Below are 26,010 nucleotides of genomic sequence, written 5' to 3' on the forward strand. Positions count from 1 at the left end.
CGTTGCGCATGTTGCAACCAAGAGGAGGTTTTGAATGAAATCACTGACGAAACGGATGCTCTCCGTTATCGGGATCGTTGCGGCCAGCAGCTTGGCCCTCACCTCGTGTGGATCCTCGTCGGCAACAGAAGAGCCGGCAGGGGGGCGCACCAGCTACGAAGGAACCACGCTTCGTGTGCTCCTCAAAGAGGGTTACGAGATCGAAGCGATCCAAGAATTCAAGGGAGAATTCGAAGAGGCAACAGGCATCACCGTTGAGCTTGAGGTCTACGACGAACCAACCGCCCGCCAGAAGCTTGTGCTCGACGCGACCTCGGGAACCGGAACCTACGACATCACGTCGTCGTCGTTCTGGAACCTCCCCGAATTTGTATCGGCGGGTTGGCTCGAGCCGCTTGACCCCTACATCGAAAAGGCCAACGACGAATGGCTTGTCATGGACGATATCCCAACCGGCGCTATCGAATCCATGACCATCGATGACGAGCTGTACGCGCTGCCGCACACCATCATTGGCGGCATGTTCTTCTACCGCACCGACGTGTTCGCCGAGCTGGGGCTTGAGGCGCCTCAGACAACTGACGACATTCTTGCTGCGGCAAAGGTCATCAAAGAGAAGCGGCCAGATCTGGTACCGTTCTCTGCCCGTGGGGCGTCAACCTTCGCGTCGCTCGGAACCGAGCTCGGATGGGCCTACGGCTACGATGCCCTCCTCTTCGATGAGAACGGCAATCCCCAAGCCGACTCAAAACAGATGAACGCTGCGATGGATGACTTTGTCACCCTGATGAAGGACTATGGCCCAAGCGATGCCGCTACGCTCACCTTCACCCAGGCCGGCGAGAAGTTCTCATCCGGCTCTGCGGCGATGATGTTTGACACCTCTGGCTTTGGCACAATTTTTGAAGATCCAGAACAGTCAAAGGTCGCTGGCAAGGTTGGCTACACGCATCCAACCGGCCCGAGCGGAAAGCCGCTGCAGTGGCTCTACAACGAGGGCCTCGCGATTACCTCGAAGAGCAAAAACAAAAACGCGGCCTGGCTGTTCCTGCAGTGGCGTATGTCACGCGAGGTCACCATGAAAGAGGTCACCGAGCTGAGTCGGACCGACGTTCCCAATCTGTACGTGCTTGAGAGCCAGGAATACCGTGACTTCATGGCGGAGCGCGGCCTCGAAGACTTCGCGGCAGCCCTGCAGACCAGCTGGGACCTCACAACGGCAGAGCACTGGCCCTTCTACCCCGAGTTCACCGCGATTGGCGATTCGTTCAGTAAGGAAATCTCGAACGCAATAACCGGATCAAAATCGGTCTCGGATGCGCTCGACACCAGTCAGAAGGAGCTCACGCAGATCATGAAAGACGCCGGGCACATCGAGTGACATACAGCACGATCGTGCGGGGAGGCACCCTCTTTGACGGTGTCTCCCCGCTCCCCACCCTCAGCGACCTTCGCCTCGAAGCGGGCGAGGTCGTTGAGGTGGGTCACAACCTTGCGGTCGACGGCGCACGAGTCGTCGACGCCCACGGGCAGTGGGTGCTCCCAGGATTTGTGGATGCCCACTCGCACACTGACGCAGGTTCGCTCACCGGGGAGCAGATGGAACTTCGTGCGCTTGCCGGAGTGACCACCGATATCGTTGGCCAAGACGGGCTCGGCCTCCTGCCGGACGACACGACATCCGGCGGCCATATGATCGAAACGCTCGCCCCGCTCCTTGGCCTTCAGCGGGTCGGTCAGTTCAGCTCTGTTGGCGACTACCTTGAGGCAGTGGATGCGGGGGCCTATTCGCGAGTCGCGACGCTCGTTCCGCACGGGGCAGTCCGTTCCGCAGTCATGGGGCCCAGCCGCGCCGTTGCCACCGACAGCGAAGCGCAGCGGATGTCCGCACGAGTGCGCCGGGGCCTTGCCGAGGGGGCCGTCGGTGTGTCAACCGGTCTGAGTTATGCGCCGGCAAGCGCGGCTTCGACCGAAGAACTCATTGCCGTGCTCGACGGGCTGCCGGCTGGTACCCCCTACGTGACGCATCTACGCGACTACGGGGTCGGGTTTGAAGAATCACTCGCAGAGGCTATTCGTATTTGCGCAGAGACAAATCTTTCGCTGCACCTTTCCCACTTCCACGTTTCGGGGCCTGGCCGTCGCGGAACGGCTGCAACCTTTGAGCGCATGGTGACTGCCGCGCCGGTTGGCACAACGTGGGATACCTACCCCTATACCTCCGGTTGCACGTTTGCCAGGTCTATCCTGCCCGCCGAGACCCAGGCCCTCAGTACCGCAGCGCTGCTCGCGATCCTCCGCGCCGAGCCGCTGGTTGCCGCTCGGATCCGAGATGAACTCGATCTGGTCGGGCCTGGCCCAACCGTGGCAGGCGGCTGGGAAGTCATATACCTCGCGGGTGAGGGTCCAGCGGCCGGTCGCAACGAACTACTCAGCGTCGCGGAGCGGGCGGCGAGTGCCGCAACAACGCCCGGCTCCATTATTCTTGCCGCCATTGAATCGACAGAGGGTCACGCCTGCATCGTTGTTGACCACGGACACGTGGAGAATGTTCACCGGTTGGCCGTGAGCGATCGCCACCTTGTCGGGTCTGACGGCATCCTTGGCTCGGGGGTTCCTCACCCGCGGGCCGCCAATAGTTTTTTCCGATTTCTGAGCTGGGCTCAAGACGGCATCATTCCCGTTGAAACGGGCACGATGATCAGCCGGATGACCGGAAGCGTAGCCTCGCGGTTTGGCCTCGATGTTGGTGTATTGCGGGTTGGCGCGCCCGCCGACATCCTCATCGTGGACCCAACCCAAATCACTGCAGGGCCAGAACGCGGTCAGCACGTTCCGCGAGCCGTGCAGCAATCATTTATCGACGGCGAACCAATCATCCGCAACGGCAGCTGGCTCGGAAAGCCGCTCCAAAACCTTGCCCTTCGAAAGGAATCCTAAGCAATGAGTACCTGTCAGAGCTGCGGCGCTGTTGCCGACGCTGGGGTCGGCCGCTGTCACAGTTGTGGCGGCGTGTGCCTTCGCCGCGAACCGTGGCAAGCGGATGCGCGGCTAGCGCCCTCCACAACTCCCCTGCTGACCAGCAGAATCCCCTATCTTCACGGCGCCAAACTCAAAGTCGAGGGTGCCCAGCCGAGCGGTTCGTTTAAGGACAGGGTGATGGCGGTGCTTGTTGCCGAAGCCGTTGCGGCGGGGGCGACCGGGGCTGTCGTTGCTTCCTCTGGAAACGCCGCGGTTGCCGCGGCAAGCCACTGTGCACGGGCCGGCCTGCCGCTTTTGGTCCTTGTGCCTGAGCGCGTGCCCGCACCTATCGTTTCGCTCGTGGCCCTACGTGGCGCGACGATGATTCGAGTTGGCGACGGCCCCGCCGCTGTTCACGATCTTGCCCATCGCCTCTCTAACGAGTTTGGGCTTCCCAATCTCGCTTCAACGTTTGGCGCCTCCGGCTGTGAGTGGGCCTGCCGCGGCATCGGTCATGAGTTGTTTGGGCAACTTGGCGACGCACCTGTTTCTGCAATCGCGGCTGCCGTGAGCGTTGGACCGGTGCTGCTCGGGGCAGCGACCGGCTATCAGGAGGCAGGAGGGTCCCCTGTCCGCATGATCGCGGGACAGGCGGCAGGCTGCTCGCCAATCGCGCGAGCGTTTGCCGACGGCGGATCTGTGCAACCGTGGGCCGACGAGGTGGACACGAAGGCAACCTCGATTGCCGACCGACTCACCGGCTACGCCCCAGAAGCAACCTTCTTCCTTGAGCGAGTGCTGGCCTCCGGCGGCTATGTTGGTGCCGCCGCAGACCGAGCGCTCGCGGCTATCAGAAGCGACCTTGCAACCTATGACGGCCTTGATGTCGAGTTGTCTTCGTGCGCCGCGATCGCCGCCCTCGTTCAGTCTGGCCAGGCGGGGCCGGATGCGGTCGCCATCCTAACGGGCGCCGGCATCCGCGAAACCTTGGCACCGGGTGCCCCGGCGGCTGCCAGCGGAAGCCTTGCTGATTTTTGTTCAATGGCGCAGCTTGGCGCTGATTCAGAAGAAAGGGTGACGCAGTGGATCGCAGAGTATCGCTCGTAACCGGAGGGGCAAGCGGCATCGGACTTGCGGTCGCAAGGCGGCTCCGTTCCGAAGGGGATGTGGTGGTTGTGGACACAAACACCACAACGTTTGGACACCTTCGCGATGAGGGGCTCACCCCCATCGAAGCCGACGTGACCGCAACAGGCGACTGGAAGGCGCTCGCTGCCGAACTGGTGACGACGTTTGGGCGGCTCGACTACCTGGTGCACAACGCTGGCACCGCCCCAATCGTGTCGCTGCGTGATGCAACCGATGAGCAGCTTGACCTCACCTACTCCACAAATGTGCGCTCCGTACTGATTGGTACGCGCGAACTCTGGGATCTGCTCGTCGCGTCGCAGGGCAGCATCGTCAACATTGCGTCCGTCGCGGCGCTGGTTGGGCAGGACCGCTCGGCAGGCTACGTCGCCTCGAAGGGCGCGGTGCTCTCCGCAACTCGCGCTCTTGCAATTGAACTTGCGCCGTTTGGCGTCCGCGTCAATTCGGTCTGCCCTGGCACCACCATGACGCCGATGCTTGAACGCCACTTTCAGAACCTGCCAAACGGCGAGGAAGCACAGCGGCAAGTTACCGCGAGGCATCCCATCGGGCGGCTACTCACCCCAGAAGACATCGTTCCCTCGGTGCTTCACCTGCTGCGACGAGAACTCTCCGGTGGGATGACAGGAGCGAATATCGTCGTTGACGGCGGTCTCACTGCGACCTTTGATTACGGAAACAGTTTTGCGGGAGGCTCGGAGTCGTGAGCCCACACACCGTCAACGGCGACGTCGAATTACCGCTCGCCGGCATCATCCTCCCGCACGAGCACCTTGTCATTAACCACACCCAGATGCGGGGGCGCGCGGCCCCACCAACCAGGGCCATCGAAGGCCAGTGCGTTGAACTCCTGACCGGGCTGAGAACGAAGGGAGTTGCGGCCGTCGTTGATTGCACCCCGCCGGGATACGGTCGTGACCTCGCGTTCTTGCAGGCCGTCAGCAGGTCGAGTGGTATGCCCATTATTTCGAGCACTGGAACCTTCTGCGAGCAGTGGGGTCCACAGCCGCAATGGGTCGAAGCCAGTACAGCCGACGGGCTAGCTGACGCATTCGAGGCTGAGCTGATGCGTGCATCCGGGATCATCAAGGTCGCAATAAGCTCGACTCCGACCGATGCGGAACACGTGGCGTTGCGTGCTGCGGCAGAGGCCCACAGTCGGACGGGGGCTGCCATCGTCACCCACACCACGGGTGGTCACGGGCACACCGCGCTTGACGTGTTCGAGCGCCACGGGGTTGACCTCGGCAGGGTCATGATCTCGCATGTCTGCGCAGAGGACGAACCGGTCTCGTATGCCATTGAGCTTGCCAACCGCGGCGCTCGCGTTGGCCTCGATCGGCTTGGGCATTCGGCCCATTCGGACGAGTACTGGGTCGGTATTATCGAGGCGCTCGTGGATGCCGGTGCAGCAGACCGCATCCTGCTCAGCCACGATAGCGTGCAGCAATTCATCGGGCCAGACGCTATCACTGAAGCGACGTTCAGTCGGATCGACCACCTCGTCACCGACTTCCGCGAACGGTTCTTTGCCTCGCGCCTCACCCCAGATCACTTTCAACAGATCACCGAGGCAAACCCTCGTGACTGGCTTTCTACGAATCGAGCACATTCATGATTACGTCGAAGAAATATACGTTCTTCTCTCTTGCGCCCTCAGCGCTCATCTTTCTGGTGGTGTTGGTCTTTCCGACCCTCTACATCATTAACCTCATGTTTAAGAAGGAGTCGCTTACCAAACCAGCCGGCAACGGCTATATCGGCTTCGACAACTTCACCCGACTTGCTGGTGACGAACGCTTCTGGGCTGCCCTCGGCCAGTCGGCGATCTTTTCGGGGGTCTCGCTTGCCGTCAGCATCCCCGTTGGCATCGCAATCGCCATGCTGATCAACCGCAGGCTGGTTGGGCACGGGCTCTTCCGCATCATCCTCATCGTTCCGATGGTGCTCGCCCCGCTTGTTGTTGGCGCGATTTTCCGTTTTATGTTTGACTCAAACGGCTTCATCTCCTGGGTGCTCGGTCTTGTTGGTATTGACGCGCCGAGCTTCCTCTCGCTTCCCGGCGTTTCGCTCGTGACGGTTGCGTTTGTGGATGCCTGGCAATGGACCCCGTTTGTGGCAATCGTTGTTGCTGCGGCGATGGAGACCGTGCCCCAAAACGTGATGGAAGCGGCACGCCTCGACGGTATTAATGCCTGGCAAGAACTCTGGCACTTTGTGTTGCCGCAGATTCGGCCGTTGCTGGTCCTTGTTGGCCTCATCCGCTTCATGGATAGTTTCCGCGAATTCGACAAGCTCTTCATCATGACCAACGGTGGGCCTGGCACGTCGTCCGAAACGCTCCCCATCTATCTGTGGCGGTTTGCGTTCCAGTATCTCGATATGGGCTACGCCGCAGCGGTCGGTTTTGTGGTGCTGGTGATCATTAGCATCGTCTGCACCTTTATCGTCAAATTCTTCAAAGCGAGCAAGGGAGTCTCGGAATGAGTTCACAGTCGATTCGGTCAACGTCGGCCGCTGCTCCGGCACCTCGGCGCCGGTTTCACCCGAGGACACTCTGGCAGGTTCCTCAGTACGGCATGATGATTATCGTCAGCCTTGTGTGCCTTGTGCCGGTCGCCATCATGCTGCGCATTGCACTCACCCCGCAGGTCGACTGGCGTCAGATGCCCATCGACTGGTTCCAGCCCGCAACCTGGAAATCCTTCGAACAGGTGCTTGCTAGCCCGTTCCTGCACTCGCTGCTGAACAGCTTCATCATTGCGCTCATCACTACTTTGATCGTTGTGGTGCTTTCGGCCATGGGCGGGCACGCACTCGCTCGGATGCGCGGCAAGAACAAGGATCGGTTTCTCTTTGTGGTGCTCGGCACGCGCATGGGACCGGCCGTGGTATTTGGCCTCCCCATTTACCTGCTTGCGTCGAGCATCGGCCTCGTTGATACGTACGTTGGCATCATAGCCGTCTACATCGTCTACAACCTCGCGTTTGGAATATGGATGATGCACGGCTTCTTCCTTGACATCCCAGGCGAGGTTGAAGAGGCAGGACTCATGGATGGCCTCTCAGAGTGGGGCGTGTTCCGGCGCGTTTCTCTTCCGATGGCTGCCTCCGGCGTGATTGCGACGGCCACGCTTGTTTTCATCCTGACCTGGAACGAGTTCTTCTACGCGTTTGTGCTCACGCAACGGACGGCATCCACGTTCCCAACTACGATCCCCGGCTACTTTGGGGCGTTTCAGGTTGACTGGGGCCCCATGTTTGCTGCGAGCACGCTCGGTATCCTTCCGCCAGTGATCTTCGGCATTCTTGCCCGTAAATGGCTTGCGAAGGGACTCTCCGGCGGCCTCGTCGACTAGGTCTGGGCTCGCCGCGAGCGTTGAACCCGTATGGGCCACGCAGCCACTTCATCACTTCAAGATGTCCCGGCTATTGGCTCGGAGGGAGATTCTGTCAAACAGCAGGCAGAGCCGGCTGCGGCCCTGCCTGCTGCAGCATCGTCGAGTGCCCGCAAATCGACCAAAAACTGGCCTGTATAGGGCGATTTGCGGGTACTCGATGCGTGGCGGGCGGGATGGGGTGATGAGTTGGATGCGCGACCGGGTTCTAGCCTCGAAGTGAGTTTGTGTGCGATCTATCTATGTTGTGCGCTAACGTGGTCAGTTCAATGTCAGGGCTGACGCATGGCGGCCTTGATCCCCCCCCGGAAGGCGCCATCGTATGAATTCTCGTTTGTTCCGATCATCCGTCGCGGTCGCGGTATCCGTTGCCTGCTTGTTGCTGGCAGGGTGCACATCCAGTGCCGACCAGAGCAACTCCGTCTCGAGCCCCGGCCCGACTCCCGGCGGGAGTCCGCTCGACAAATACCGTGCGGCGCTGGACAAAGTCAACGAGATCGACGCAAATCTTGACTATGAGGCAATGTCAGTCGAATACGAAAAATTAATCGCTGAGTGCATGACGGCCGAGGGGTTCTCATATATTCCGGTGCCTCCTCAAACCGAAGAAGGCTACAGCGACGACGGTCTGTATGACGGGTACGGCACCGTGAAATGGGCCGAAGTCAATGGCTACGGCATTAGCACCGTCGATCGTCAGTCTGAAAGCCAGAGTGGCTATTTTGACCCCAACGCCGAGTATGTTGCCTCGCTCTCTGAAACCGAGCGTGTTGCCTACGACGAGGCAATGTATGGTCCCCAGCCGACGGAGGATCAGCTCGCGGCGATGGAAGACTCGGATGGGGCTGTCGGATGGGAAATGGCCGGGTGCCAGAGCGAAGCCAGCAAAAAGGCGTATCCAGAGGTACAAGAGTCAACCATCAACGTTGACTACGCAGACCTCATCGAGAAGATGAATTCCGTGAGCGACGGTCTTGAATCGGAGCCTGCCGTATTGGCCGCCGTTGCGGAGTGGTCGGCATGTATGGCCTCAGCCGGATACTCAGGCTTCGTCGAAACCTACGACGCAAGTCAGTTCATGAATGAGGAATACGCAAAGCTGTACGGATATACCGAAGGCGAAGACGGTGAACTTGTCGCACCCAGCGAGGAGCCATCAGCCGAAACGTCTTCGCTGAGTACCGGGCTTGGCGCTGGAACCTCGGCCGTCGCCATTGCCGCAGTTGTTCCGGCCGCGATCGACTTTGATAACTACGGCATCACGCCGAGCGATGAAGCTATCGCCGAGTTTCGCACCAAAGAGATCGCCATGGCGGTAGCCGATGCCACGTGTCTTGAGGAAACAGCGGTTGAGCGCATTACTGCCGAACAACAGGTTGAGCGAGAGACCGTCTTTGTGCGGCAAAATAAGGCTGCGCTCGACCGGATGTTGGCAGACGTCACCAAGTAGCTAGGCGGGGTGCAGGGCAGCCGGTTCGTTTGCCGCAAACCAGAGCAGGCAATCCACGAGTTCCGCAGGGGTGAGGATGCTGGGGTCGGGAATGCGCAGGATGCGCGGTGATTGGCCGTGAGAATCCTCCATCGAGACCGCCCAACTTCCCTGCGTGACCACCCCCGCGCCCGAGACGACGGCAAGCGCAGCATCCTCAATCGAGGCACACACCGTCTGCCTGCCCGTCGCACCCGTGACGACCCAGGAGTCGCCAAACACGGCGACGCGGAAGCGGGGCGAGCAGCGGGCGGAAAGCTCGCGCGTCACCTGCGCTTTGATGCCCCGAAGGGTGACGTGCGCGCTCAACGGCGAGATCACGGCGCCTCCGGGGCATCCTCCACACATTATTGTTCCTCCAGAAGTAACGGGTTAGGGCATCACGTCGCCGCTGTTTGGGCCGAGCGTCTGGCCCGTATACAGGTTACCTCCGGGGTCGCTCGCCAGCAGCAGGGCCGTTGGCGCGACCTCGTTGGCGTAGCCAAACCGGCCGAGAGGGAGTTCGGCCTGCTTCGCGGCCTTCCAATCGTCCGAGAGGCCATCAACGAGCGGCGTAAAGATCGGTCCGGGCGCAATTACGTTGGCCAGCACGTTGTGCGGCGCAAGCTCAAGCGCGAGCGACTTCGTGAAGCCGATAACCCCTGCCTTTGCCGCCGCGTAGTGCGTGAGCCCAACGCCACCCTTGATACCGAGCTGCGAGGCGATGTTGATGATGCGCCCGCCCCCGCCAGCAACCATCGCGGGCGCCGCCCACCGGCAGGCTGTGAAGATGCCCTTGAGGTCAACCGCGATGGTCCGGTCGAAGGTCGCTTCCGACATCTCAAGCAGCGGCGTCTCGTCGAGGATGCCGGCGCTGTTCACGAGGATGTTGATGCCGCCGTGGGCCGTGACCACGGCATCCATTGCCAAACGAACCGACTCGGAATCGGACACGTCAACCGCGTGCGAGGAGACCGTCGCCCCCGCAGCCTCGCACAGCGAGACGGTTTCGGCGAGGCGTTCGACCGACAGGTCGAGCAGCGCAACCGTTGCGCCCTCAGCAGCATACAGCGCGGCGATTGCCTGGCCGATGCCGCTTGCCGAGCCAGTGATGACGGCGACCTTACGATCGAGCGCTCCCATTAGCTTGGCCACCGAATCGTGAGGCCGCCGTCGACGATGATCTCCTGGCCGGTGATGTACGCAGAATCGTCGCTCGTGAGGAAGCGCAGCACGCGCGCGGCCTCATCCACGTTGCCAACTCGGCCGAGGGGGATTCCGGCGCCAGCCGCATCCAGCCCCTCTTTGCCAAGCGAGTTCTTGGCGTCGAGCGACTGGGGGCTTTCGATGAGCCCCGGGATGACGGTGTTCACCCGGATGCCCTGTGGCGCGAGCTCAACGGCGAGAGAGCGGCAGAGCCCAAGCAGCCCAGACTTCGCCGCGGCGTAGTGCGAGTGCTCTTCCCAGCCATATACCCCTCCGGCTATGGAAGAGGTTGCGACCATTGCGCCGCCCTCGGACATTCGTGCCGCGCACGACCGGAACACGCGCATCACGCCGGTGAGGTCAACGGCCATCATGTCGTCCCATGCCTCATCGGTCATATCGGCGAGAGAGTTGCGACGAAGGATGCCTGCGGCGGCGACCGCAATATCCAACCGGCCGAAGGTGTCAATCGCTGCCTGGGCGAGCGCCTCGGTCTGCGAGTAGTCGCGCACGTCGACGGGAACCGTGAGGCAGCGCCCGCCGGCCGCAGCAACCAGCTCTTCGGTTTGGGTCTTTGAGTGGGGGTCGCCGGCGTAGTAGCCGATGACGCTGTGCGCCCCGGCGCGAGCATATGCGACCGCGAGGGCCTGGCCGATGCCGCTGGCCCCGCCCGAGATGACGGCTACTTTTCCGGCGAGGTTATCGTCGCGCTGGACTGCTGAGGGTTGCGGGCTCATGCCTGCTCCTTTGCTTTCTTGTGGTCGCCGAGGCGGTTGGTGGTGCGCGTGCCAAGCATGCAGATGCCGGAGAGGAACAGCCCGAGCGAGCCGGTGAAGAACGCGGCCCACATCATGTCGACTCCTGCGAGCAGGAACGCACCAAGGAAGAACGAGCCGGCGATGCCGCCAACCGGTGCCATGACGTGCGCAACGTTGGTGCCCATTCCGCGCACGTGTGCGGGGAATGACTCGCCCATGTGGAAGAGCAGCGCCGCGTAGGGCCCCGTGAGGAAGAACAGCGTGATCGCGTAGAACGTGATGACAAAGCCAGCATCTGCAGGGCCAAACAGCATCACCATTGAGGAGACGCCGCCGAGTACCCAGCCGAGGGTAACGGTGAGCTTGCGGCCGAGGCGGTCGCCGACCCAGCCGTGCACGAGGTAGCCGAGGAAGGCGACGGCGTTAGCCACAACAAGAATGAGGAGCGCGTTGTCAAAGGAGACGGCCTTCGCCTCGACGAGCACGGTTGTGCCAAGCACCGAGAACACCTGGATGGCCACCCAGTTGAAGAACCAGGCGAGCGAGAGGCAGATGGTGTTCATCCGCAGGTCTTTGGTGAAGACATCCTTGAGGCCGGTCTTGTAGTGGCTTGCCTCTTCGAGGTCATGTTCGGACGCGAGCGAGTTCGCGCCCTCGATGTCGCCTGCCGAGCGGCGGCGGCGCACCTCCTGCATTGCGGCAAACGTTGGCGACTCTGGCAGACGGGCGGCGAGTGCAACAACGATGAGCGAAAGGGCAGCGGCGAAGACGAAGCTCCAACGCCATCCAATGATCGGGAGCAGGATGGCCGAAAGCCCGGCCGAGAGCAGCGCGCCAACCGGCCAGCCGGACTGCACGAGGCTGAACATGAAGCCTCGGCTCTTTGCCTTCTTGTAGATCTCGTTGAGGTAGACGGCGTTGACCACTTCCTCTGACATCGAGAAGCCGGAGAAGGCGCGCACGATGATGAGGCTCGCTGCGCCAACGACGGCTCCAGTCAGACCGGAGGCAACCGCGCCGCCGATCATGAGCAGGATGAGCGCGCGCTTGCGCCCGAGGCGGTCAAGGATGGTGCCAACCACAAGCGACACGATAAAGACGCCAACCGTGGCGAACGTGTTGATCATGGTGGCCTGGCCGGCATCCCAACCAAAGTCGGCGGCGATGACGGGAAGGAGGGTGCCGAAGAGGGTGTAATCGTAGACGGAGGCGACCCAGGCGATGAAACAAATAACTGAAACCTGGGTGATGGTCTTTTTGGTGATGGGAACGTCCCAAGCGGCCACTTTTCCTCCCGTTGGAGGGGTTTTTGGCTGTTTTTGGGCGTCCGTCATCGCGGAAGGTGTGCTCATGAGAAAAAGTCCTTGAAGTAGTGAGGCCGCGGCTTAGCGCGGGAACCTCTGGTTGAAATCGTGGGCGATGTGCTGCATCGTTGCGAACTCCACGCCGTCGTGGCCGCTCATGTGCTCAATCAAGCGCTCAAGCATGAGGAGGTTCTGCGGGCGCCCCGAGACATCGGGGTGGATGGTGATGGGGAACACCGCGTAATCCATCTCGCGGTAGACCCAGTCGAACTGGTCCTTCCACATCTGCTCAATGTCACGCGGGCTCACAAACCCGTGGCTGTTTGCCGATCCCTTGATGAACATCATGGGCGGCAGGTCGTCGAGGTACCAGTTGGCTGGGATCTCGATGAGGTCGGTCTCTTCGCCGCGCACGAGGGGCTTCATCCAATCGGCGGCGCGAGGGGCGTTGTAATCGATCTTTGTCCACGAGTCGCCAACGCGCACGCGGTACGGGGTGAAATCGTTGTGCATGAGCGAGTGGTCGTAGAGGAAGCCGCGCTCAAGCAGGATCTCGTTGGTCACGTTCGAGAACTCCCACCAGGGGGCAACGTAGCCCTCTGGTTTGACGCCCGTCTTGGTGACAAACAGGTCGATGCAGTGGTCGAGCACCTCTGTTTCCTGCTCGCGGGTCATCGCGAGCGGATTTTCGTGGCTGTACCCGTGCACGCCAACTTCGTGGCCGGCCGCGACGGTTGCGTCAAACTGTTCTGGGAACGTCTCGATTGAGTGGCCAGGCCAGAACCACGTGGTTGGCAGGTCACGATCGGTCATGAGCTTGAGTAGGCGAGGAACCCCAACCTCGCCGGCAAAGAGCCCGCGCGAAATGTCGCCTGGGGAATCCTCTCCACCGTAGGAGCCGAGCCAGCCCCCAACCGCGTCGACATCGATCCCGATGCTGACATAAATCTTCTTTGACATGTTGCCTCCTAGAGTTGTTGCGTTGTTAGCGGTGCCGGGCGAAGCGCCAGGCGAAGTCTGCTCCGGTAAATCCCTGTGAAACCAGTAGAGCAGCGAGAATACGTGATTGGTAGGGGTTGAGATCGCCAGACGGAACCGCTCCGGCAGCGACCAGGTCGATACCTCCGCCGTTTCCGTACGTTGGGACGACGGGCCCCCATGGCACTCTGGTCGAGAGCACAATGGGTTTGGTCGAGGTAGCGACCAGTTCCGCGAAGCCAGGCCCGGCGTTGCCGACCCCGGTTCCTGCGATGACAACGGCATCCGAACGGTCGAGGGCCGCCGCAAGCAGCGATGGTTCTGCGCCAGGGTAGGTGCTCACCACGTCAACAACCGCGTGATCGAATGCGTCGGTTGGAGCATCGAGGGGCGCGCGGTGGATGATGGATGCCGTTGGCACGAGCTGCCCGCCGGCGAAGTGCGCAACTTCGGTTCCGCCCGTGAACGGGGCGGCGGCCACGGTGTGGCTCTTGCGTGCGCCGCGGGCTGTGCGGACGGTGCCACTGAACGAGATGAGCGCCCCAAGGTCGCGCATGCTCGGGTCGGCTGCTGCTGCGATGGCCTCGGCAATGTTGCCTGGGCCGTCGGGGGCGTCGGAGTCTGCCGTGCGCTGCGCCCCCGTCACTACAACCGGCTTTGGCGAGTTGTGCACGAGATCGAGCAGGAAGGCGGTCTCTTCGAGGGTATCGGTGCCGTGCGTGACAACGACTCCGTCGACCTCTGGGTTCTTGACGGATGCCGCCACGCCTTCCGCGATGACGCGGAGATCTTTCAGCGTGAGTTGGTAGCTGCCGAGGGTGAGGAGGTCGCGGTGCGAAATGGCGTGCGCGCGGCCAAGCTCGGTGATGAGCTCTGCTGCGCTTGCCTCGGCAACGGCCCCTGCTGCCCCGTGTGAGCGGGACGCAATGGTGCCACCGGTGCCAAGAACTTCGATATGGGCCACTTCGTTACTACTTCCTTGTACAACTGGTCTGTGCTGGGGGTATCCGGCTGTGTGAGCCGGGAAAGAAACGGTTACGCAAACGTATGCCGCAAACGTTTGTGTAACGGCGTGTGTTGATACTATGTCAAGGGATGTCGTTCACGCAACACGACTATCAGGTCTGTTGCCTGTGCCGCAGAGAATTGGAGCAACACATGGACGTCGCCGAGCCCGTCACCCTCAAAACCCTCGCGGGTGAACTGGGGCTCAACGTCTCAACCGTTTCGCGCGTGATCAACGCCGAACCGGGAACCGAAGCCAAGTGGGCCTCGCCCGAAACGATTCGCCGCATCCAGGAGCTCGCGCGTCAGCGAGGCTATGCGCGGAACCCGCACGCGGCATCCCTCCGCACCTCCCGCTCCGACCTCGTTGGCGTCATCGTTCCACGGCTACAAGACTATGTACTCGCGACCATCTACGAGGGAATCGATGCCGCGGCAGAGGCGCGCGGGCGGGTGACTGTTGTTGCGAACTCGCTCGACGACCCCATCCGCCAGCGGCTGCGCACTGAGTCCCTGCTCGCTCGCCGCGTTGACGGGCTCATCTTTGGTGATGCCCACCAAGAATCTCCCTACCTCGATGAGCTCGCCGCGCGAGGGGTGCCGCTCACACTCGTCTCGCGACGCCGCGCAGGTCACGTCTCGGTGACCTGCGACGACGAGGCCGGCGGTCGCCTCGCCGCCGAACACCTCCTATCGACCGGCCGCCGCCGCTTTGCGGTTATTGCCGGTGCCGAATACGCCTCAACAACCCTCGACCGCGTTGGCGGATTCCTTGAGGTGCTTGCCGGGCACGGCATCGGGGCAACGGATGTTGATATCCACTACACGGGTTTTGACGCGCCGGCCGGGCAGCGGGCCATCGCCGAAATCCTTGCAGGACCTTCGCGGCCGGAAGCGGTGTTTGCGGTCAACGACTTCGCCGCAATTGGCGCAATCGGGGCTCTCCAAACACTCGGAATTTCCGTGCCGGATGACATCGCGGTTGTTGGATACAACGACACCCCAATTGCCGAGGCAGTGAACCTGACAACCGTGCGTTCGCCGATGGTCGAGATGGGGCGCTTGGGGTTTGAGAAGTTACTTGCGCTGCTCGACAAAGAAGAAGTGCAAAGCGAGCGCTTGGCTCCGCAATTTATCGCTCGGTCAACGGCGTAGTAGCGCTTGGCTTGGGGTGGCTTGGCGTGGCTCGGCTTGGGGTTGCTAACGGTCGGGCCTGCTGCTTGGTTGGTTGGCTGATGGTCGGGACTGTTGGCCTGTTGGTTGGCTGACAGCTGGCATGTTGGTTGGCTGGCTGACGGTCTGGTCTGCCTGCCTGCCTGGCCGACTGCGCTCGCCTGCCCCCGGTTGACCTACTCCCGTTCCAGCCCGGATCGATTCGCCCCATGACCCCGTCATCCGTTCGCCCCTCGTTGCGATATTTTGGGCGATTTTTCGCAACGAGTGGCGAACGGATGCGCGGCGCGGCGCGAGACCTGCCCGTCGTTCAAGGGCGTCGACTCCCGCACGGGGCCAAACGGGACTACATTGGGAGCACCGATTTCTGCCAGTGAAAGGATTCTGATGCCGAATCTTGACGAGTTCATCGTGGGCCTCGATAGCCCGCAGCGCGAAATTTCCGAACGCCTCAGAGGGCTTCTTGATGCGGCGCTTGATTCGGCCGTTGGGCAGGTCTGGCACGGGCATCCTGTCTGGCTTGACGGGAAAACGCCAGTTGCCGGGTTCAAACCGTATCCAAAGTACGTGACGTTCATGATTTGGAATGCGTCGCCCATCACAGATAGCTCTGACACGCTCGTGGCCGGCCCGCGAATGGCGACGATAAAGTACGCGTCGGCCGATGAGATCGACGACGCGCGAGTATCCGACTGGCTGCGGCAGTCACAGTCCTAGTGTGAGGGCGTTTCCACGTTGCCGGCCCCAATAGCCCGGTTGAGGCCGTAGACCTCAGTCGCGGTCCCCGAGAGGATGCTGGACTGTTCTTTGTGGCTGAGCCCGGAGAGTACGTGTGTGATCCCGTTCCAGACGGCGTCGTATCCGCCGGCAAGGATTGAAACCGGCCAGTCACTTCCGTACATGAGTCGGGCCGCGCCGAATGCCGAGACGGCGTGATCCGTGAAGGGGCGCAGGTCTTCTGGGGTCCATTGCGTGAGATTGCCAACGCTTGGGTAGAGGCCTGAGATCTTTGCGAACACCCTCGGGTGTTGTGCCACCCTATTGATGCGCTCGTTCCAGGATTCGGAGGATTTGCCCTTGATGGGCGGCTTGCCAAGGTGATCAATCACCAGAGTGAGCTCTGGATGCCGGGCCGCGATGGCATCGATCTGCTCGAGATGGGCTGGTGTTTCCGCCGGAATATCGAGCGGCAGCCCTGCATCCGCGATGAGCGAGATACCCTCGCTGACGTCGTCGCGCAGGAGCCATTCTGGGTCGCTTCGGTCGTGGATGAGGTTGCGAATACCAACGATTGCTGGGTTCTTGCGAAGCTCGCTCAGGCGTGCGGCCGCCGTTTGAGGGTCGTGCAGTGGCACGTAGCCAACGACACCAAGAATCTGCGGCACCCGAGCGGCAACTTCGAGCATGAGGTCGGTATCTTGATCGCTGTCGTTTGCCTGCACCAGGACGGTGCCGCCGATTCCGAGGCGTTGCAGGGTTGGTGCGATTTCGCCGTGCTCAATCGTCCGAAAGATTTCGGGTTGCTCTGCGGTCGGCCAGGCGTAGGGCGCCCGCGCGAGGTCCCAGACATGCTGGTGCGAGTCGATGACAAATGGATGTTCAGGGTTGCTGTCGTTCACGGTCTTCTCCACCTCTGCGACGCACGTCAGTGTGCGCCTTGGATTTGTTGAGCTCAGCCGAGTATATACATCCGACCTCTGTGGCCAACATTATCAAAAAGGTGTTCATCTGATGGCTTTTCTGGTCCTGTCGCGGCAACCTGTCGGATCACTTGACACGCGGGGCGTGACCGAGTGAACTACAGGAGGGGCGGTCGCGACGGTTGACGGCCGCCAGTCGCCAACGGAAGGAACCGTTCATTATGACCGCAGCATCCGAACTTCTTGTGGACTCGTTCAACCGAATCCGCGAGGTTGTTGAGCACACCGTCAATCGGCTCGACTCGAACGAGCTCGCGGTTCGGCCAGCAGGCACCGGCAATAGCATCGCCTGGTTGATATGGCATCTCACTCGAGTGCAGGATTCCCATGTTGCCGACGCCGCCGGAACGGAGCAGGTGTGGACAGCTGCAGGGTGGGCGAAGCGTTTTGGGCTCCCCTTTACTGACGAAGAGACCGGTTACGGGATGACAAGCGACGAGGTTGAACTTGTGCGTGATCTGACCGCCGAGCAGTTGGCCGGCTATCACGCCGAGGTGAACGAGCGAACGGTCGCCTATGTTTCCGGGCTGAAGGCGTCTGCCTTCGACCAGGTTGTTGACACCCGTTGGGACCCGCCAGTAACGCTCGGGGTTCGGCTCGTGAGCGTTATCGCCGATGATCTTCAGCATGCCGGCCAGGCGGCCTATGTGAAAGGGCTGTTGCCAAAGCGCTAAGCGGTATTGGTTGATTGCGCGCTGCGCGCCCCGAAGTGGAGGGCGCACAACGCGCAATCGAGCGGGCTTATGACGGCGTTGCTGCCGGTTCCGACAGGTAACGCTCAAGGCTGTCGTCGAATTCCTCAATCCAGGGCGTGTGATGCTGAACCGCGATGGTGCCCGTCATGACTGACTGGTATGAGCCGTCGCGGTAGCCAAGGATGTTGCTGACCTTGTCTTTTTTCCAGGCCAAGAAGATGTCGACCACTCGGTCAAGATCAAACATTGGGTAGTCGGTGGCGACAATGAGGTCGCGGATGTAGTCGGCCTGGAAGCGGACCTCGTCGGCGGCGGTTGGGATGCCGTTGTAGCGCTCGCGCCAGGCATCAATATCTGCCTGCCTGACGTCGACTGACGGCAACGCGACCTTGCCCATGATGACGTCGCGCACAAACCAGGCCTGGGCGTCAAACATGTTAAACGTGAACCATTGGTCCTGCGCCCCAAGATAGAACAGGTGGGGATTTTGCTGCCAGACGACTCCCTTGTATAGGCCGTCGGGGTAGACGGAGTTTGGTGAGTCGAGCGAGAGCTCCGCAGGCAAGAACGGGTATTTGTGGAGGTATCCAGTGCAGAGAATGACCGCGTCAAACTCGCGCACCGATCCGTCTGAAAAGTATGCTGTTGACCCTTCAAAGCGCTCGACGATTGGCAGTTCTTCCATGCCATCTGGCCAGTCGAGCCCCATTGGCGCGGTGCGATAGCTCAGTGTCACCGAGCGTGCGCCCATCTTGTGCGCCTGGATTCCGATATCTTCGGCCGAATAGCTTGAACCGATGAGGAGCACGTTCTGATCACGGAGGCCTTCGGCTCCGCGGAAATCGTGGGCGTGGCTCAGGAGCCCAGGGAACGTCTCGAGCCCCTCAAACGATGGCAGCTGTGGGAACGAGAAGTGGCCGGTGCTCACAATGACGTCGTCAAATTGCTCAACTACCGTTTCGCCGCCAGCGAGGTCGTTGCTCGTGACGGTAAACAGTTTGGTGTTTTCGTCGAACTCAACCCAGCGAACGACGGTGTTGAAGCGCACGTATTTGCGGACGTTGCTGTTGCGAACGCGGCCGTTAATGTAGTCCCAAAGCACCTCGCGGGGTGGGTAAGATGAGATGGGTTGGCCAAAGTGCTCGTCAAAGGTGTAGTCGGCAAATTCGAGGGCCTCTTTTGGGCCGTTTGACCAGAGGTTGCGGTACATGCTCGAGTGCACGGGCTCGCCGTTGCTGTCGAGGCCGGTCATCCAGGTGTAATTCCACTGGCCGCCCCAGTCATCTTGCTTTTCGAAGCAGACGATCTCTGGGATGTCGTGTCCGTTGCGCTCGGCCGATTCGAAGGCTCTGAGCTGGGCCATGCCGCTAGGGCCTGCGCCGATGATCGCTATTTTTTTATTCACAGGGTTCACTTTCGATTTCGTATCCAATTCCGATCACACTCCCACTGGCTCGCGCGGCCGTTCTCGGCGCGGTTTGGCGACAATGCGCTGCGCGGCGGGGCCTTATGGGCAGAACTCCGATAGCAATAAAAAACCCCTCGCGAGACAGAGCTCTGCGAAGGGTGGGAAGCTAAATGAGTTTGAGTAGAAGCATGTGACGCCAGCCTATCAGTCGAGGCTGAGCGGATGTCTGCGGTGTGCCTTATGGTGGAGTCGCCCCCATTGATCTTGATGAAAGGCCCCTCTCCGATGGCCAAGCTCAGCACACAACCCCCGCGCCTCGACCCCATTCGCCTCGTCAATCTTGAAGACCGCGATCTCGCCGAGGTTCGGGCTCACGATCGGCAGGAGGGCGAGCGCTACGAGGGTGCCACAATCGATGGTGCAGACCTTGCGGGGGTCACCTTCAGCGAGTGCGAGTTCGACGATGTGAGCGCCAACGAGGTTGGGTTACGTGGCGCCGCGTTTGTGGAGGTTGCGCTCCGTAGGCTCAACGCCCCAATCCTTCAGGCTCCTCGGTCACGTTTTCGCGACGTTGAGCTGCGAGACTCGCGCCTTGGCAACGCCGAGTTCTACGAGGCGAATTGGCAGTCGGTGCAGTTCACGAACTGCAAGATTGGGTTTCTCAACCTGCGCGGTGCGGTGTTAAAAGACGTATTGTTTACCAATTGCAGCATCGACGAGATCGACCTAGGCGGCGCATCCGTCACTCGCCTGTCGTTTGTTGAGACCCAGGCAAAGACACTCGACGTCACGAGGGCAACACTTGAACATGCCGATCTCCGTGGCCTCGAAATGCGGGAATTGCACGGTCTTGAGGGGCTCAAAGGTGCCACGATGAATAGCTTCCAGGTCGCCGAGCTTGCCGCCCTGTTTGCGCAACAGCTTGGCATCAAAACCGAGAACTAGGAGAGCGCCCCCAACCTCGTCATTCGCCCCATCGTCCGAGCTTCGAGCCGAAGGATCGGAAGACGGGGCGAATAGATTGCCGGTGGCTGCTCCTGATTAGTCGAGGTCGGCCGGAGGTGCGTCTGCTGCCGCGCGCTGGGCAGCTGCCTCGTCGTGGCGGTTGAGCGCCTCGAAGACCTCTGCCAGCTCGAGGGCCATTGTGGTCCACTGAGGAGACTCCGACGGCATACGCTCAAGCGCCGACTCGTAGAAGGGCACCGCTTCGTCATGTCGACTCTGCTCAACAAGCAACCGGCCAACAAACAACTCGGAGAGCGAGGCGGATACTTCGTCCTGCGACGCCGCGTAGCCGTCCGCGGCCTGAAGGGCGGCGCTCATAGCCTCGTCAATGCGCTTGAGTGAGTGGAGGGCGCGTGCTCGGCTGTCGGTGAGGTCGGCGAGCAGCCACGGCGATTGCATGTCGGCGGCGAGGGCGAGGGCCTCGTCGATGGTCGCGATTCCGGTGGCATCCTCGAAGTGGGCTTTGGCCGCGCCGAAGCGCTGCAGCGCCATGATGACCGGCTGCGGGTTATCAAGCGCGCGGGCGGCGGTGAGTGCCGTCTCGAACACGTCGATGGCATCCTCATCGTTGAACTGGATGAGGAGCGTGCCAAGGGCAAGCCCAGACCGCATTGCGAGCAGGTGCTCGTCCGCCTGAGTTGCGTGCTCGATTGCGGAGTTCCACGCGCCATAGGCCATGCCATTTTCGCCGATCACGCGTGCGGCTTCGCCCATGACGTAGAGGATGTCAGCGAGGACTGCCGGTTCTGCTCCCTCGTCGAGCATGGTGCGGTACGCTTCGTCGAGCTTTTCGAGCGCGGCGTCCGACTCGCCTGCGTAGTGCAGGTAGCGTCCGAGCATGACGGTCAGCTCGGTGATGCCGGCGGATTCGGACAGTTCTGCCTGAGTAATGGCGTAGCGGATGCGGCGCGCGGCCTCATCGTCTCGGTTGGCATCACTCAACAGGGCGGCAGAGAGCACGCTCGACGAGATGGTGCCAGCCCTGTTGCCGAGGGATGCCTGGAGAGCCACAAGCTCTTCGGCAAGCGCTGTGCCAGCGTCATAGTCGTTAGTTGCCCCGAAAATCTGGGCCCTGATGGTGAGCGCCGGGATGCGCACGCGCGGCCGGTTATCCGGGGTGACAAGCGCGTCGAGCTCAACGATGGCCTCGTCCATCCGGCCAAGACCAAGCAGCGTGTGGGCGAGCAGGAGCCGCGCCGATGGCTGGATCTCGTGCGGATCTGAGACGGTCGTTCGGGTTACGGCTTCGCTGACAAGCTCTTTGGCCCATTCAACAAGTTCGCCGTTGGTGGCATCCACGTTGCCGAGGGCCGCCTCGGCGGTCGTGAGCAGGAGCTCGACCACAACGTCGTCGTCTTCCTCGCCGCTTCGGCTTCGTTCGAGCTCATCGCGGAGGATGCCAAATCGGATGGGGTTGTGATCTTCGTACAGCATCATGCCGAGCCGTTGTTCGAGGTCGGCCGTTGCGGTGCGTCCGGATGCGCGAAGCTCGGCGAGTCGCTGCACATGCGATTCTTCTGCGGCCTCTGGCTGGCCAAGCTGCTGATAGACGCGGATGGCGATACCAAGCAGTGAAGCTCGTTTTGAATCGATGGGGAGGCGGAGTCCTGCATCGATCGCGGCCTTCGCCCCGACGGCGTCACCTGCCATAAGGAGTACGATGGCGCGCTCGCACCATTCTTCGGCCGTTGTTGGCTCGGCAACCTCCGGCTCCGGCGTGCGAAACGCCACGGATTCGACGGGAACCGCGTATCGCTCGCCGGCAAGTGCGTGCGCCTTGGTGATGCGCTGGCTGAAGTAGTCGTTGCCGTTTCTGGCATTGAATTGCTCCGCGAGTGCTTCTGCCGCTGCCCAGGCCACGGCTGAGAGTTCGGCAGCGGTGCGGGGCCTTTGGGCGCCGTCGTCGCCGAGTGCCGGTGAGCCGAGAACCGGCGTGAGCGCGTTGCTTTCTGAGCCGCGCACGATCTGATCGCTAAACCCCGCAGCGACAACCGCATCCAGGAGGACACCAATTGCGAGCAGCCCCGTGAAGTGGCCGGAACGGTTGACCGGGTCTTTTGCGATGCCGCGGAGGTGGCGCTCAAGCATGTTGAGTCCTCGCGCCTCGTTGCCGGTGATGGCGCAGAAGACGAGGTGGTCGGCAATAATCCCAAAGCCGTCCTGATTGTTTTTGGCGACTCGGTAGCTGCGAAGGTGGGCGGCCCGTGCGTCGTCAAAGCGGCCGGCGCGAAGGTAGGGCAGCAGGGCCTCTGCCTCGCTGGTTTCGGGCTCCTCGCCGCAGCTGAGCCCCTGTTCGAAGATCTCGTCGTAGAGGCGGATGGCTTTTGCCGCGTCGCCGGTTACCTGGAAGAAATATGCGTCCTCGTTGCGAACGCATGCCTCGCAGTGGCTGTAGTCGTCTTCGTCGGTGAGGTTGCGCTCGTCCATGTAGGCGCGGGCCTCATCAAGTCGGCCAGTGACCATCGCGGTCGAAAACTTCGATTGCAGCACACCGCTCTGGGTTGCCCCTGCCTCGCGGTAGCGCCGAGCCATGTCGTCATGGATACCGGCAACCTGCTCAAGCGAAAACAGTGGGTTGGTGGTGAGGCGGCCGGCCATCCATTTGTATTGGAAGAGGAGGCTGCCTGCGCCTGAATCGAGCGGGAATTTGGCTGGGTCGCTGTCGTGCTTGCCAACGCACCATCCGAACGAGCTGAGCATGGCGTCGGTGTCGCCAGTCATATGCGCCGACTGGGTGAGGCGCATGCGGGCCTCGTAGGCGAGCCGTTCGTCGCCGGTTTCTTCGGCGTAGCGGATGGTTTCCGCGATGATCTCGCGTTCTTCCGGCCCACACATCATGTGGTCGATGCGCTGAAGGAACTCTGTGCCTTTTGCGTCAAACGTGGGGGTTGCGTCTGTCATGAGAAGTCTCCTTCGGCGGGGTCGGACCAGTCAAGGCCGACACTCAGTTGGATAAGGTCGGTCATCGATTGGCTCAGCATGACGCGGTCCGCGGCGCTGAGGGGGCGATGACCTGCAAGCAGGGCCTGTACATACAGCAGCTGGATGCTGCGCGCGAAGACAACGGAATCACTCAGCTCTGCGAGCTTGCGAACAAGCGGGCTGTTCCAGTTGAGGCACAGTTGCGCTTGGGCGGCGGCGCTGGCATCTTCGCCTGCCTGAGCGGTGAAGATCGTGTCAACGGTTGTGACAACCTGTGACCAGAGGCCGGGGGCGATGGTCGCAGCTTTTGTGCGCTCCATCCGGCGGAGCACGGCTGGGTCAGCCACGTACAGGGACGAGAGGTCTGAGGGGTGGAAGCTGCGGACCGAGACGCGGCAGTCAACGGCGGAGAGCACGTCAGTCGCTTTTGCTTCGAGGGCAACAACAGCGTCGCGGTCGTCGAGCGGAGGGACGTCGAGGTTATCGAGCTCATCAGCAACCGTGACCTGTTCGGTGTGAACGCCATCCATAAACTGAGGAAGCCTCGCGAAGAGTTCGCTCTCGTAGATGTAGCCGCCATTCACGATTGGGGCGTCAGTTGATGCGATGGGTGCCAGCTGTCGGAACTCGTCGACCGTTCCTGTGTAGCGAAGCGAGCCGTAGGAGTTGAGGTAGTCATTGATAGTCATGTGACCGAGTGAGGTCTCGATCGTGAGCCAGTTGACGACGGCCTCTGCGAGTTCGTCATCGTGTACGGCGAGGGATTTGAGGCCGAGCGAGTGAATTTGGATGAACTCTTGCAGCAGGTGCGGTTTGGTTGCAGACAGCAGCATGATCCAGCGACGAACGGCGGCCCCAATGGCTTCGCGGGTCTCTTCGAGCTCGCTGCTTGCGATGAATTGCTCGCGGGATGCGGTTGGGTTGAGCCCAGTGGTGTCGATGACCACGCGCACGAAGAACGCCCAGTCTGGCAGGAGGTCGTCGACGGTTTCGCTCAGGAGCATTCCGCCGAGGTAGGCCCTGTGGGATTGGCGGCTTCCGGGGCGGGGGCTGAACGGCAGCACAAACGCGGTTCCGCGGGTCCCTGTTGATGGCACAACAACTTCAATCGCATCGAACGGGCGTTGGCCGAGGAGCTTCTCCCCCAAAGCCAGTAACTCGTCGCCCGGCTTATCAAAGGGCTTACTGAAGATCGGGTCTTCGTTGACCGTCACCCAGCGGACGCCGTCTGGCGTCGAATCCGTTGGTGGGGTCTCGGTAGCCGGCTGCGCAACTTCAACGGCAAGGTCGAGGTAGCGGCCGTAGAGCGCGGCAAGCTTCAGTACCGACGAGGGCGTCAGCAGGTCAGAGTCTCCGTCGCGTGGGTTGAGTGAGATTTCGGTGCCAATGGGGAGGTTCGCCGACTCAGCGTCGTTGAGTTCGCGAATGGTGAAGGTGCCGTTTGTGTTGCCTTTCCACTCGATCGGCGCGCCACCGCGGGCCGATCGGCTGCGAACCGTGATGGTGTCGGCAACCATGAAGCAGCTCAGTAGGCCAATTCCGAACTGGCCGAGGTAGTCGTCGCGGTTCATGCTGAGCATGTCGTCGCGTTTTGAGCTGCGGCCGACCGTGGCTAACAACTCGGACGCCTCTGTCGCGGTGAGGCCAACGCCGTTATCGCGAAACACGAAGTCATTGGTGCCGTCGGCAAGTCCGGCTGGAACGATCTGTACAACGCCGACCGGGGCGTCCGCGAATTCTCGGCGGCGGGCCGAAACCGCATCCCTGCCGTTTTGTAGGAGCTCGCGCAGGAACACTCGCGGGCTTGAGTAAATGTGTCGGCTGAGTAGGTCGACAACGCCGCGGAGATCAACCTGAAAGGGGGTGGCTGACTCTGGAACGGTGTTCATACGTTGTGGGCTCCTTCGGGTGGCGTGGTGTCTCATCCGACGTGATGCAACAACCAACGCCAAACGGGGTAAAGTCTACCGTTTCTGCGCCGGAATCATGCTGAGTTTGCGCGGGATTCTGCTGAGGGCGATAGCGTAACGAGTGCCCAAAAACTGATTTGTGTTGGCTGCTCAGTATCGAGCGGCACGCTGCCGGGATGTACATCGGGGCGCTTCGGTCGTTCAGGGGCGCGAAAATAGCGTACTTTTTTACTTTTTTCCCAGTTAGTAGGGCAAATCCATGTCCCGTATGATTGTTTTTCGGGAGAAGCAGATACCCCGTCCAGCGCCGCTGTTTTGGGAGCCTCCTTGGCCGATCGGCAACCGCACCTCACACAGAAAGAACCAATATGACGTATCCGTCAGCACCGCAGTTTAACCCCGAGTTTTCGGCAGCGCCAGTTGGCGCCGCAACCCCTGGTGACCTGCGGCTTCCCCTCTACGGCGCAACGTTCGGGCAGGCTGTGAGTCGATTCTTTAAGAAGTACGCCACCTTCACCGGTCGGTCGTCGCGTTCAGAGTACTGGTGGGTCGCCCTCTTTAGTTTCCTTGTGTACCTCATCCCGACCATTCTGATGACCGCAGGCATTGTGGTTGGGGCAGTGTATGCCGCAGATAACCCGGTGAGGACATTGATGGGCTACGACTCAGGGACCGGCGAGGAAGTATACGTTGAGACCGGCAGCGGAATCATCAACTACGCCCCTGCCGCAACCATGATCTTTGTAGGCCTCGGGCTCATGGCCGTGATTGGTCTCGCGATGCTTGTGCCGTACTACGCCATGCTGTGGCGTCGACTGCACGACGCAAACTTGCCTGGAGCGCTTGGTCTACTCACGCTGCTTCCGTCGCTTGGAAGCATTGCGACCATTATCTTCGCCGTGCTGCCACCAAAACCTGAGGGTCAGAGGTTCGACGTCTAGTCGATTGGCTACGCCGCCCCGTTTCCTGT

The 26,010-nt window shown here is 61.3% G+C and carries 23 protein-coding genes; 13 read left to right on the forward strand and 10 right to left on the reverse strand.

Annotation, left to right across the window (positions count from 1 at the left end; translation table 11 throughout):
- Positions 1-34 precede the first annotated feature (34 nt).
- The 8 genes from FHX76_RS13320 (at position 35) to FHX76_RS13355 (ending at position 8,958) form a co-directional block, all read left to right on the forward strand.
- Positions 35-1,381 carry an ABC transporter substrate-binding protein gene (locus FHX76_RS13320; RefSeq protein WP_167151364.1) on the forward strand — a complete coding sequence of 449 codons (1,347 nt, stop codon included), beginning with the start codon at positions 35-37 and terminating at the stop codon, positions 1,379-1,381.
- On the forward strand, positions 1,378-2,940 hold the full coding sequence (locus FHX76_RS13325) for an amidohydrolase family protein (protein ID WP_167151366.1): 1,563 nt from the start codon (positions 1,378-1,380) through the stop codon (positions 2,938-2,940). Before FHX76_RS13320 ends, FHX76_RS13325 begins: the two co-directional genes overlap by 4 nt.
- Before the next feature lie 3 nt (positions 2,941-2,943).
- Positions 2,944-4,068: a pyridoxal-phosphate dependent enzyme gene (locus tag FHX76_RS13330; protein WP_167151368.1), complete on the forward strand. Its 1,125-nt coding sequence runs from the start codon at positions 2,944-2,946 to the stop codon at positions 4,066-4,068.
- The gene (locus FHX76_RS13335) at positions 4,044-4,817 is read left to right on the forward strand and encodes an SDR family oxidoreductase (RefSeq protein WP_167151370.1); all 774 of its coding nucleotides are present in this window, start codon (positions 4,044-4,046) and stop codon (positions 4,815-4,817) included. Before FHX76_RS13330 ends, FHX76_RS13335 begins: the two co-directional genes overlap by 25 nt.
- Positions 4,814-5,728, forward strand: coding sequence for a phosphotriesterase family protein (locus FHX76_RS13340; RefSeq protein WP_167151372.1), 915 nt, complete (start codon positions 4,814-4,816; stop codon positions 5,726-5,728). The genes FHX76_RS13335 and FHX76_RS13340 overlap by 4 nt, the downstream gene beginning before the upstream one ends.
- Positions 5,725-6,597, forward strand: a complete 873-nt coding sequence (locus FHX76_RS13345; protein ID WP_167151374.1) for a carbohydrate ABC transporter permease — start codon at positions 5,725-5,727, stop codon at positions 6,595-6,597. The genes FHX76_RS13340 and FHX76_RS13345 overlap by 4 nt, the downstream gene beginning before the upstream one ends.
- The gene (locus FHX76_RS13350) at positions 6,594-7,469 is read left to right on the forward strand and encodes a carbohydrate ABC transporter permease (RefSeq protein WP_167151376.1); all 876 of its coding nucleotides are present in this window, start codon (positions 6,594-6,596) and stop codon (positions 7,467-7,469) included. Before FHX76_RS13345 ends, FHX76_RS13350 begins: the two co-directional genes overlap by 4 nt.
- Before the next feature lie 361 nt (positions 7,470-7,830).
- Positions 7,831-8,958 (forward strand): hypothetical protein, encoded by a 1,128-nt coding sequence (locus tag FHX76_RS13355; protein ID WP_167151378.1) that lies wholly within the window; start codon positions 7,831-7,833, stop codon positions 8,956-8,958.
- Here the strand turns inward: FHX76_RS13355 and FHX76_RS13360 are convergent, their stop codons facing one another.
- Genes FHX76_RS13360 through FHX76_RS16595 form a run of 6 tightly spaced genes read right to left on the reverse strand, consistent with a single transcriptional unit; the run spans position 8,959 to position 14,186 of the window.
- Positions 8,959-9,318 carry a hypothetical protein gene (locus FHX76_RS13360; RefSeq protein ID WP_167151380.1) on the reverse strand — a complete coding sequence of 120 codons (360 nt, stop codon included), beginning with the start codon at positions 9,316-9,318 and terminating at the stop codon, positions 8,959-8,961. It abuts the gene before it with no gap.
- Positions 9,319-9,369: 51 nt separating this feature from the next.
- Complete coding sequence (locus FHX76_RS13365; RefSeq protein WP_167151382.1) at positions 9,370-10,119, reverse strand: SDR family NAD(P)-dependent oxidoreductase; 750 nt, start codon at positions 10,117-10,119, stop codon at positions 9,370-9,372.
- Positions 10,119-10,919: an SDR family NAD(P)-dependent oxidoreductase gene (locus tag FHX76_RS13370; RefSeq protein ID WP_167151384.1), complete on the reverse strand. Its 801-nt coding sequence runs from the start codon at positions 10,917-10,919 to the stop codon at positions 10,119-10,121. Before FHX76_RS13370 ends, FHX76_RS13365 begins: the two co-directional genes overlap by 1 nt.
- The gene (locus tag FHX76_RS13375; protein WP_243848798.1) at positions 10,916-12,292 is read right to left on the reverse strand and encodes an MFS transporter; all 1,377 of its coding nucleotides are present in this window, start codon (positions 12,290-12,292) and stop codon (positions 10,916-10,918) included. The genes FHX76_RS13370 and FHX76_RS13375 overlap by 4 nt, the downstream gene beginning before the upstream one ends.
- A 33-nt stretch (positions 12,293-12,325) precedes the next feature.
- A complete protein-coding gene (locus FHX76_RS13380) occupies positions 12,326-13,204 on the reverse strand; it encodes a polysaccharide deacetylase family protein (protein WP_167151386.1) in 879 nt (292 codons plus the stop codon).
- Between the two features lie 25 nt (positions 13,205-13,229).
- A complete protein-coding gene (locus FHX76_RS16595; protein ID WP_167151388.1) occupies positions 13,230-14,186 on the reverse strand; it encodes an asparaginase domain-containing protein in 957 nt (318 codons plus the stop codon).
- 194 nt (positions 14,187-14,380) lie between these two features.
- Between FHX76_RS16595 and FHX76_RS13390 the strand changes: the two genes are divergently transcribed.
- Both FHX76_RS13390 and FHX76_RS13395 read left to right on the forward strand, forming a co-directional pair.
- Positions 14,381-15,382 (forward strand): LacI family DNA-binding transcriptional regulator, encoded by a 1,002-nt coding sequence (locus tag FHX76_RS13390; protein WP_167151390.1) that lies wholly within the window; start codon positions 14,381-14,383, stop codon positions 15,380-15,382.
- Positions 15,383-15,787: 405 nt separating this feature from the next.
- Positions 15,788-16,117 (forward strand): DUF1801 domain-containing protein, encoded by a 330-nt coding sequence (locus FHX76_RS13395; protein ID WP_167151392.1) that lies wholly within the window; start codon positions 15,788-15,790, stop codon positions 16,115-16,117.
- Here the strand turns inward: FHX76_RS13395 and FHX76_RS13400 are convergent.
- Positions 16,114-17,019 carry an amidohydrolase family protein gene (locus tag FHX76_RS13400; protein WP_167151393.1) on the reverse strand — a complete coding sequence of 302 codons (906 nt, stop codon included), beginning with the start codon at positions 17,017-17,019 and terminating at the stop codon, positions 16,114-16,116. The genes FHX76_RS13395 and FHX76_RS13400 overlap by 4 nt on opposite strands.
- Before the next feature lie 242 nt (positions 17,020-17,261).
- Here FHX76_RS13400 and FHX76_RS13405 point away from each other — a divergent pair, with 242 nt between their 5' ends.
- On the forward strand, positions 17,262-17,774 hold the full coding sequence (locus tag FHX76_RS13405) for a mycothiol transferase (protein ID WP_167151395.1): 513 nt from the start codon (positions 17,262-17,264) through the stop codon (positions 17,772-17,774).
- A 67-nt stretch (positions 17,775-17,841) separates the two neighbouring features.
- Here the strand turns inward: FHX76_RS13405 and FHX76_RS13410 are convergent, their stop codons facing one another.
- Positions 17,842-19,200 carry an NAD(P)-binding domain-containing protein gene (locus tag FHX76_RS13410; RefSeq protein ID WP_167151397.1) on the reverse strand — a complete coding sequence of 453 codons (1,359 nt, stop codon included), beginning with the start codon at positions 19,198-19,200 and terminating at the stop codon, positions 17,842-17,844.
- A 288-nt stretch (positions 19,201-19,488) separates the two neighbouring features.
- Here FHX76_RS13410 and FHX76_RS13415 point away from each other — a divergent pair, with 288 nt between their 5' ends.
- Positions 19,489-20,148, forward strand: a complete 660-nt coding sequence (locus FHX76_RS13415) for a pentapeptide repeat-containing protein (RefSeq protein ID WP_167151399.1) — start codon at positions 19,489-19,491, stop codon at positions 20,146-20,148.
- A 96-nt stretch (positions 20,149-20,244) separates the two neighbouring features.
- On the opposite strand, the gene FHX76_RS13420 is transcribed toward FHX76_RS13415, so the two are convergent.
- The gene (locus FHX76_RS13420) at positions 20,245-23,109 is read right to left on the reverse strand and encodes a tetratricopeptide repeat protein (RefSeq protein ID WP_167151401.1); all 2,865 of its coding nucleotides are present in this window, start codon (positions 23,107-23,109) and stop codon (positions 20,245-20,247) included.
- The gene (locus FHX76_RS13425) at positions 23,106-25,019 is read right to left on the reverse strand and encodes an HSP90 family protein (RefSeq protein WP_167151403.1); all 1,914 of its coding nucleotides are present in this window, start codon (positions 25,017-25,019) and stop codon (positions 23,106-23,108) included. The genes FHX76_RS13420 and FHX76_RS13425 overlap by 4 nt, the downstream gene beginning before the upstream one ends.
- A 389-nt stretch (positions 25,020-25,408) precedes the next feature.
- Between FHX76_RS13425 and FHX76_RS13430 the strand changes: the two genes are divergently transcribed.
- Positions 25,409-25,981 carry a DUF805 domain-containing protein gene (locus FHX76_RS13430; RefSeq protein ID WP_167151405.1) on the forward strand — a complete coding sequence of 191 codons (573 nt, stop codon included), beginning with the start codon at positions 25,409-25,411 and terminating at the stop codon, positions 25,979-25,981.
- The last annotated feature ends 29 nt before the right edge of the window (positions 25,982-26,010 follow it).

It is taken from the genome of Lysinibacter cavernae (assembly GCF_011758565.1).
In the GTDB taxonomy this organism is placed as follows: domain Bacteria; phylum Actinomycetota; class Actinomycetes; order Actinomycetales; family Microbacteriaceae; genus Lysinibacter; species Lysinibacter cavernae.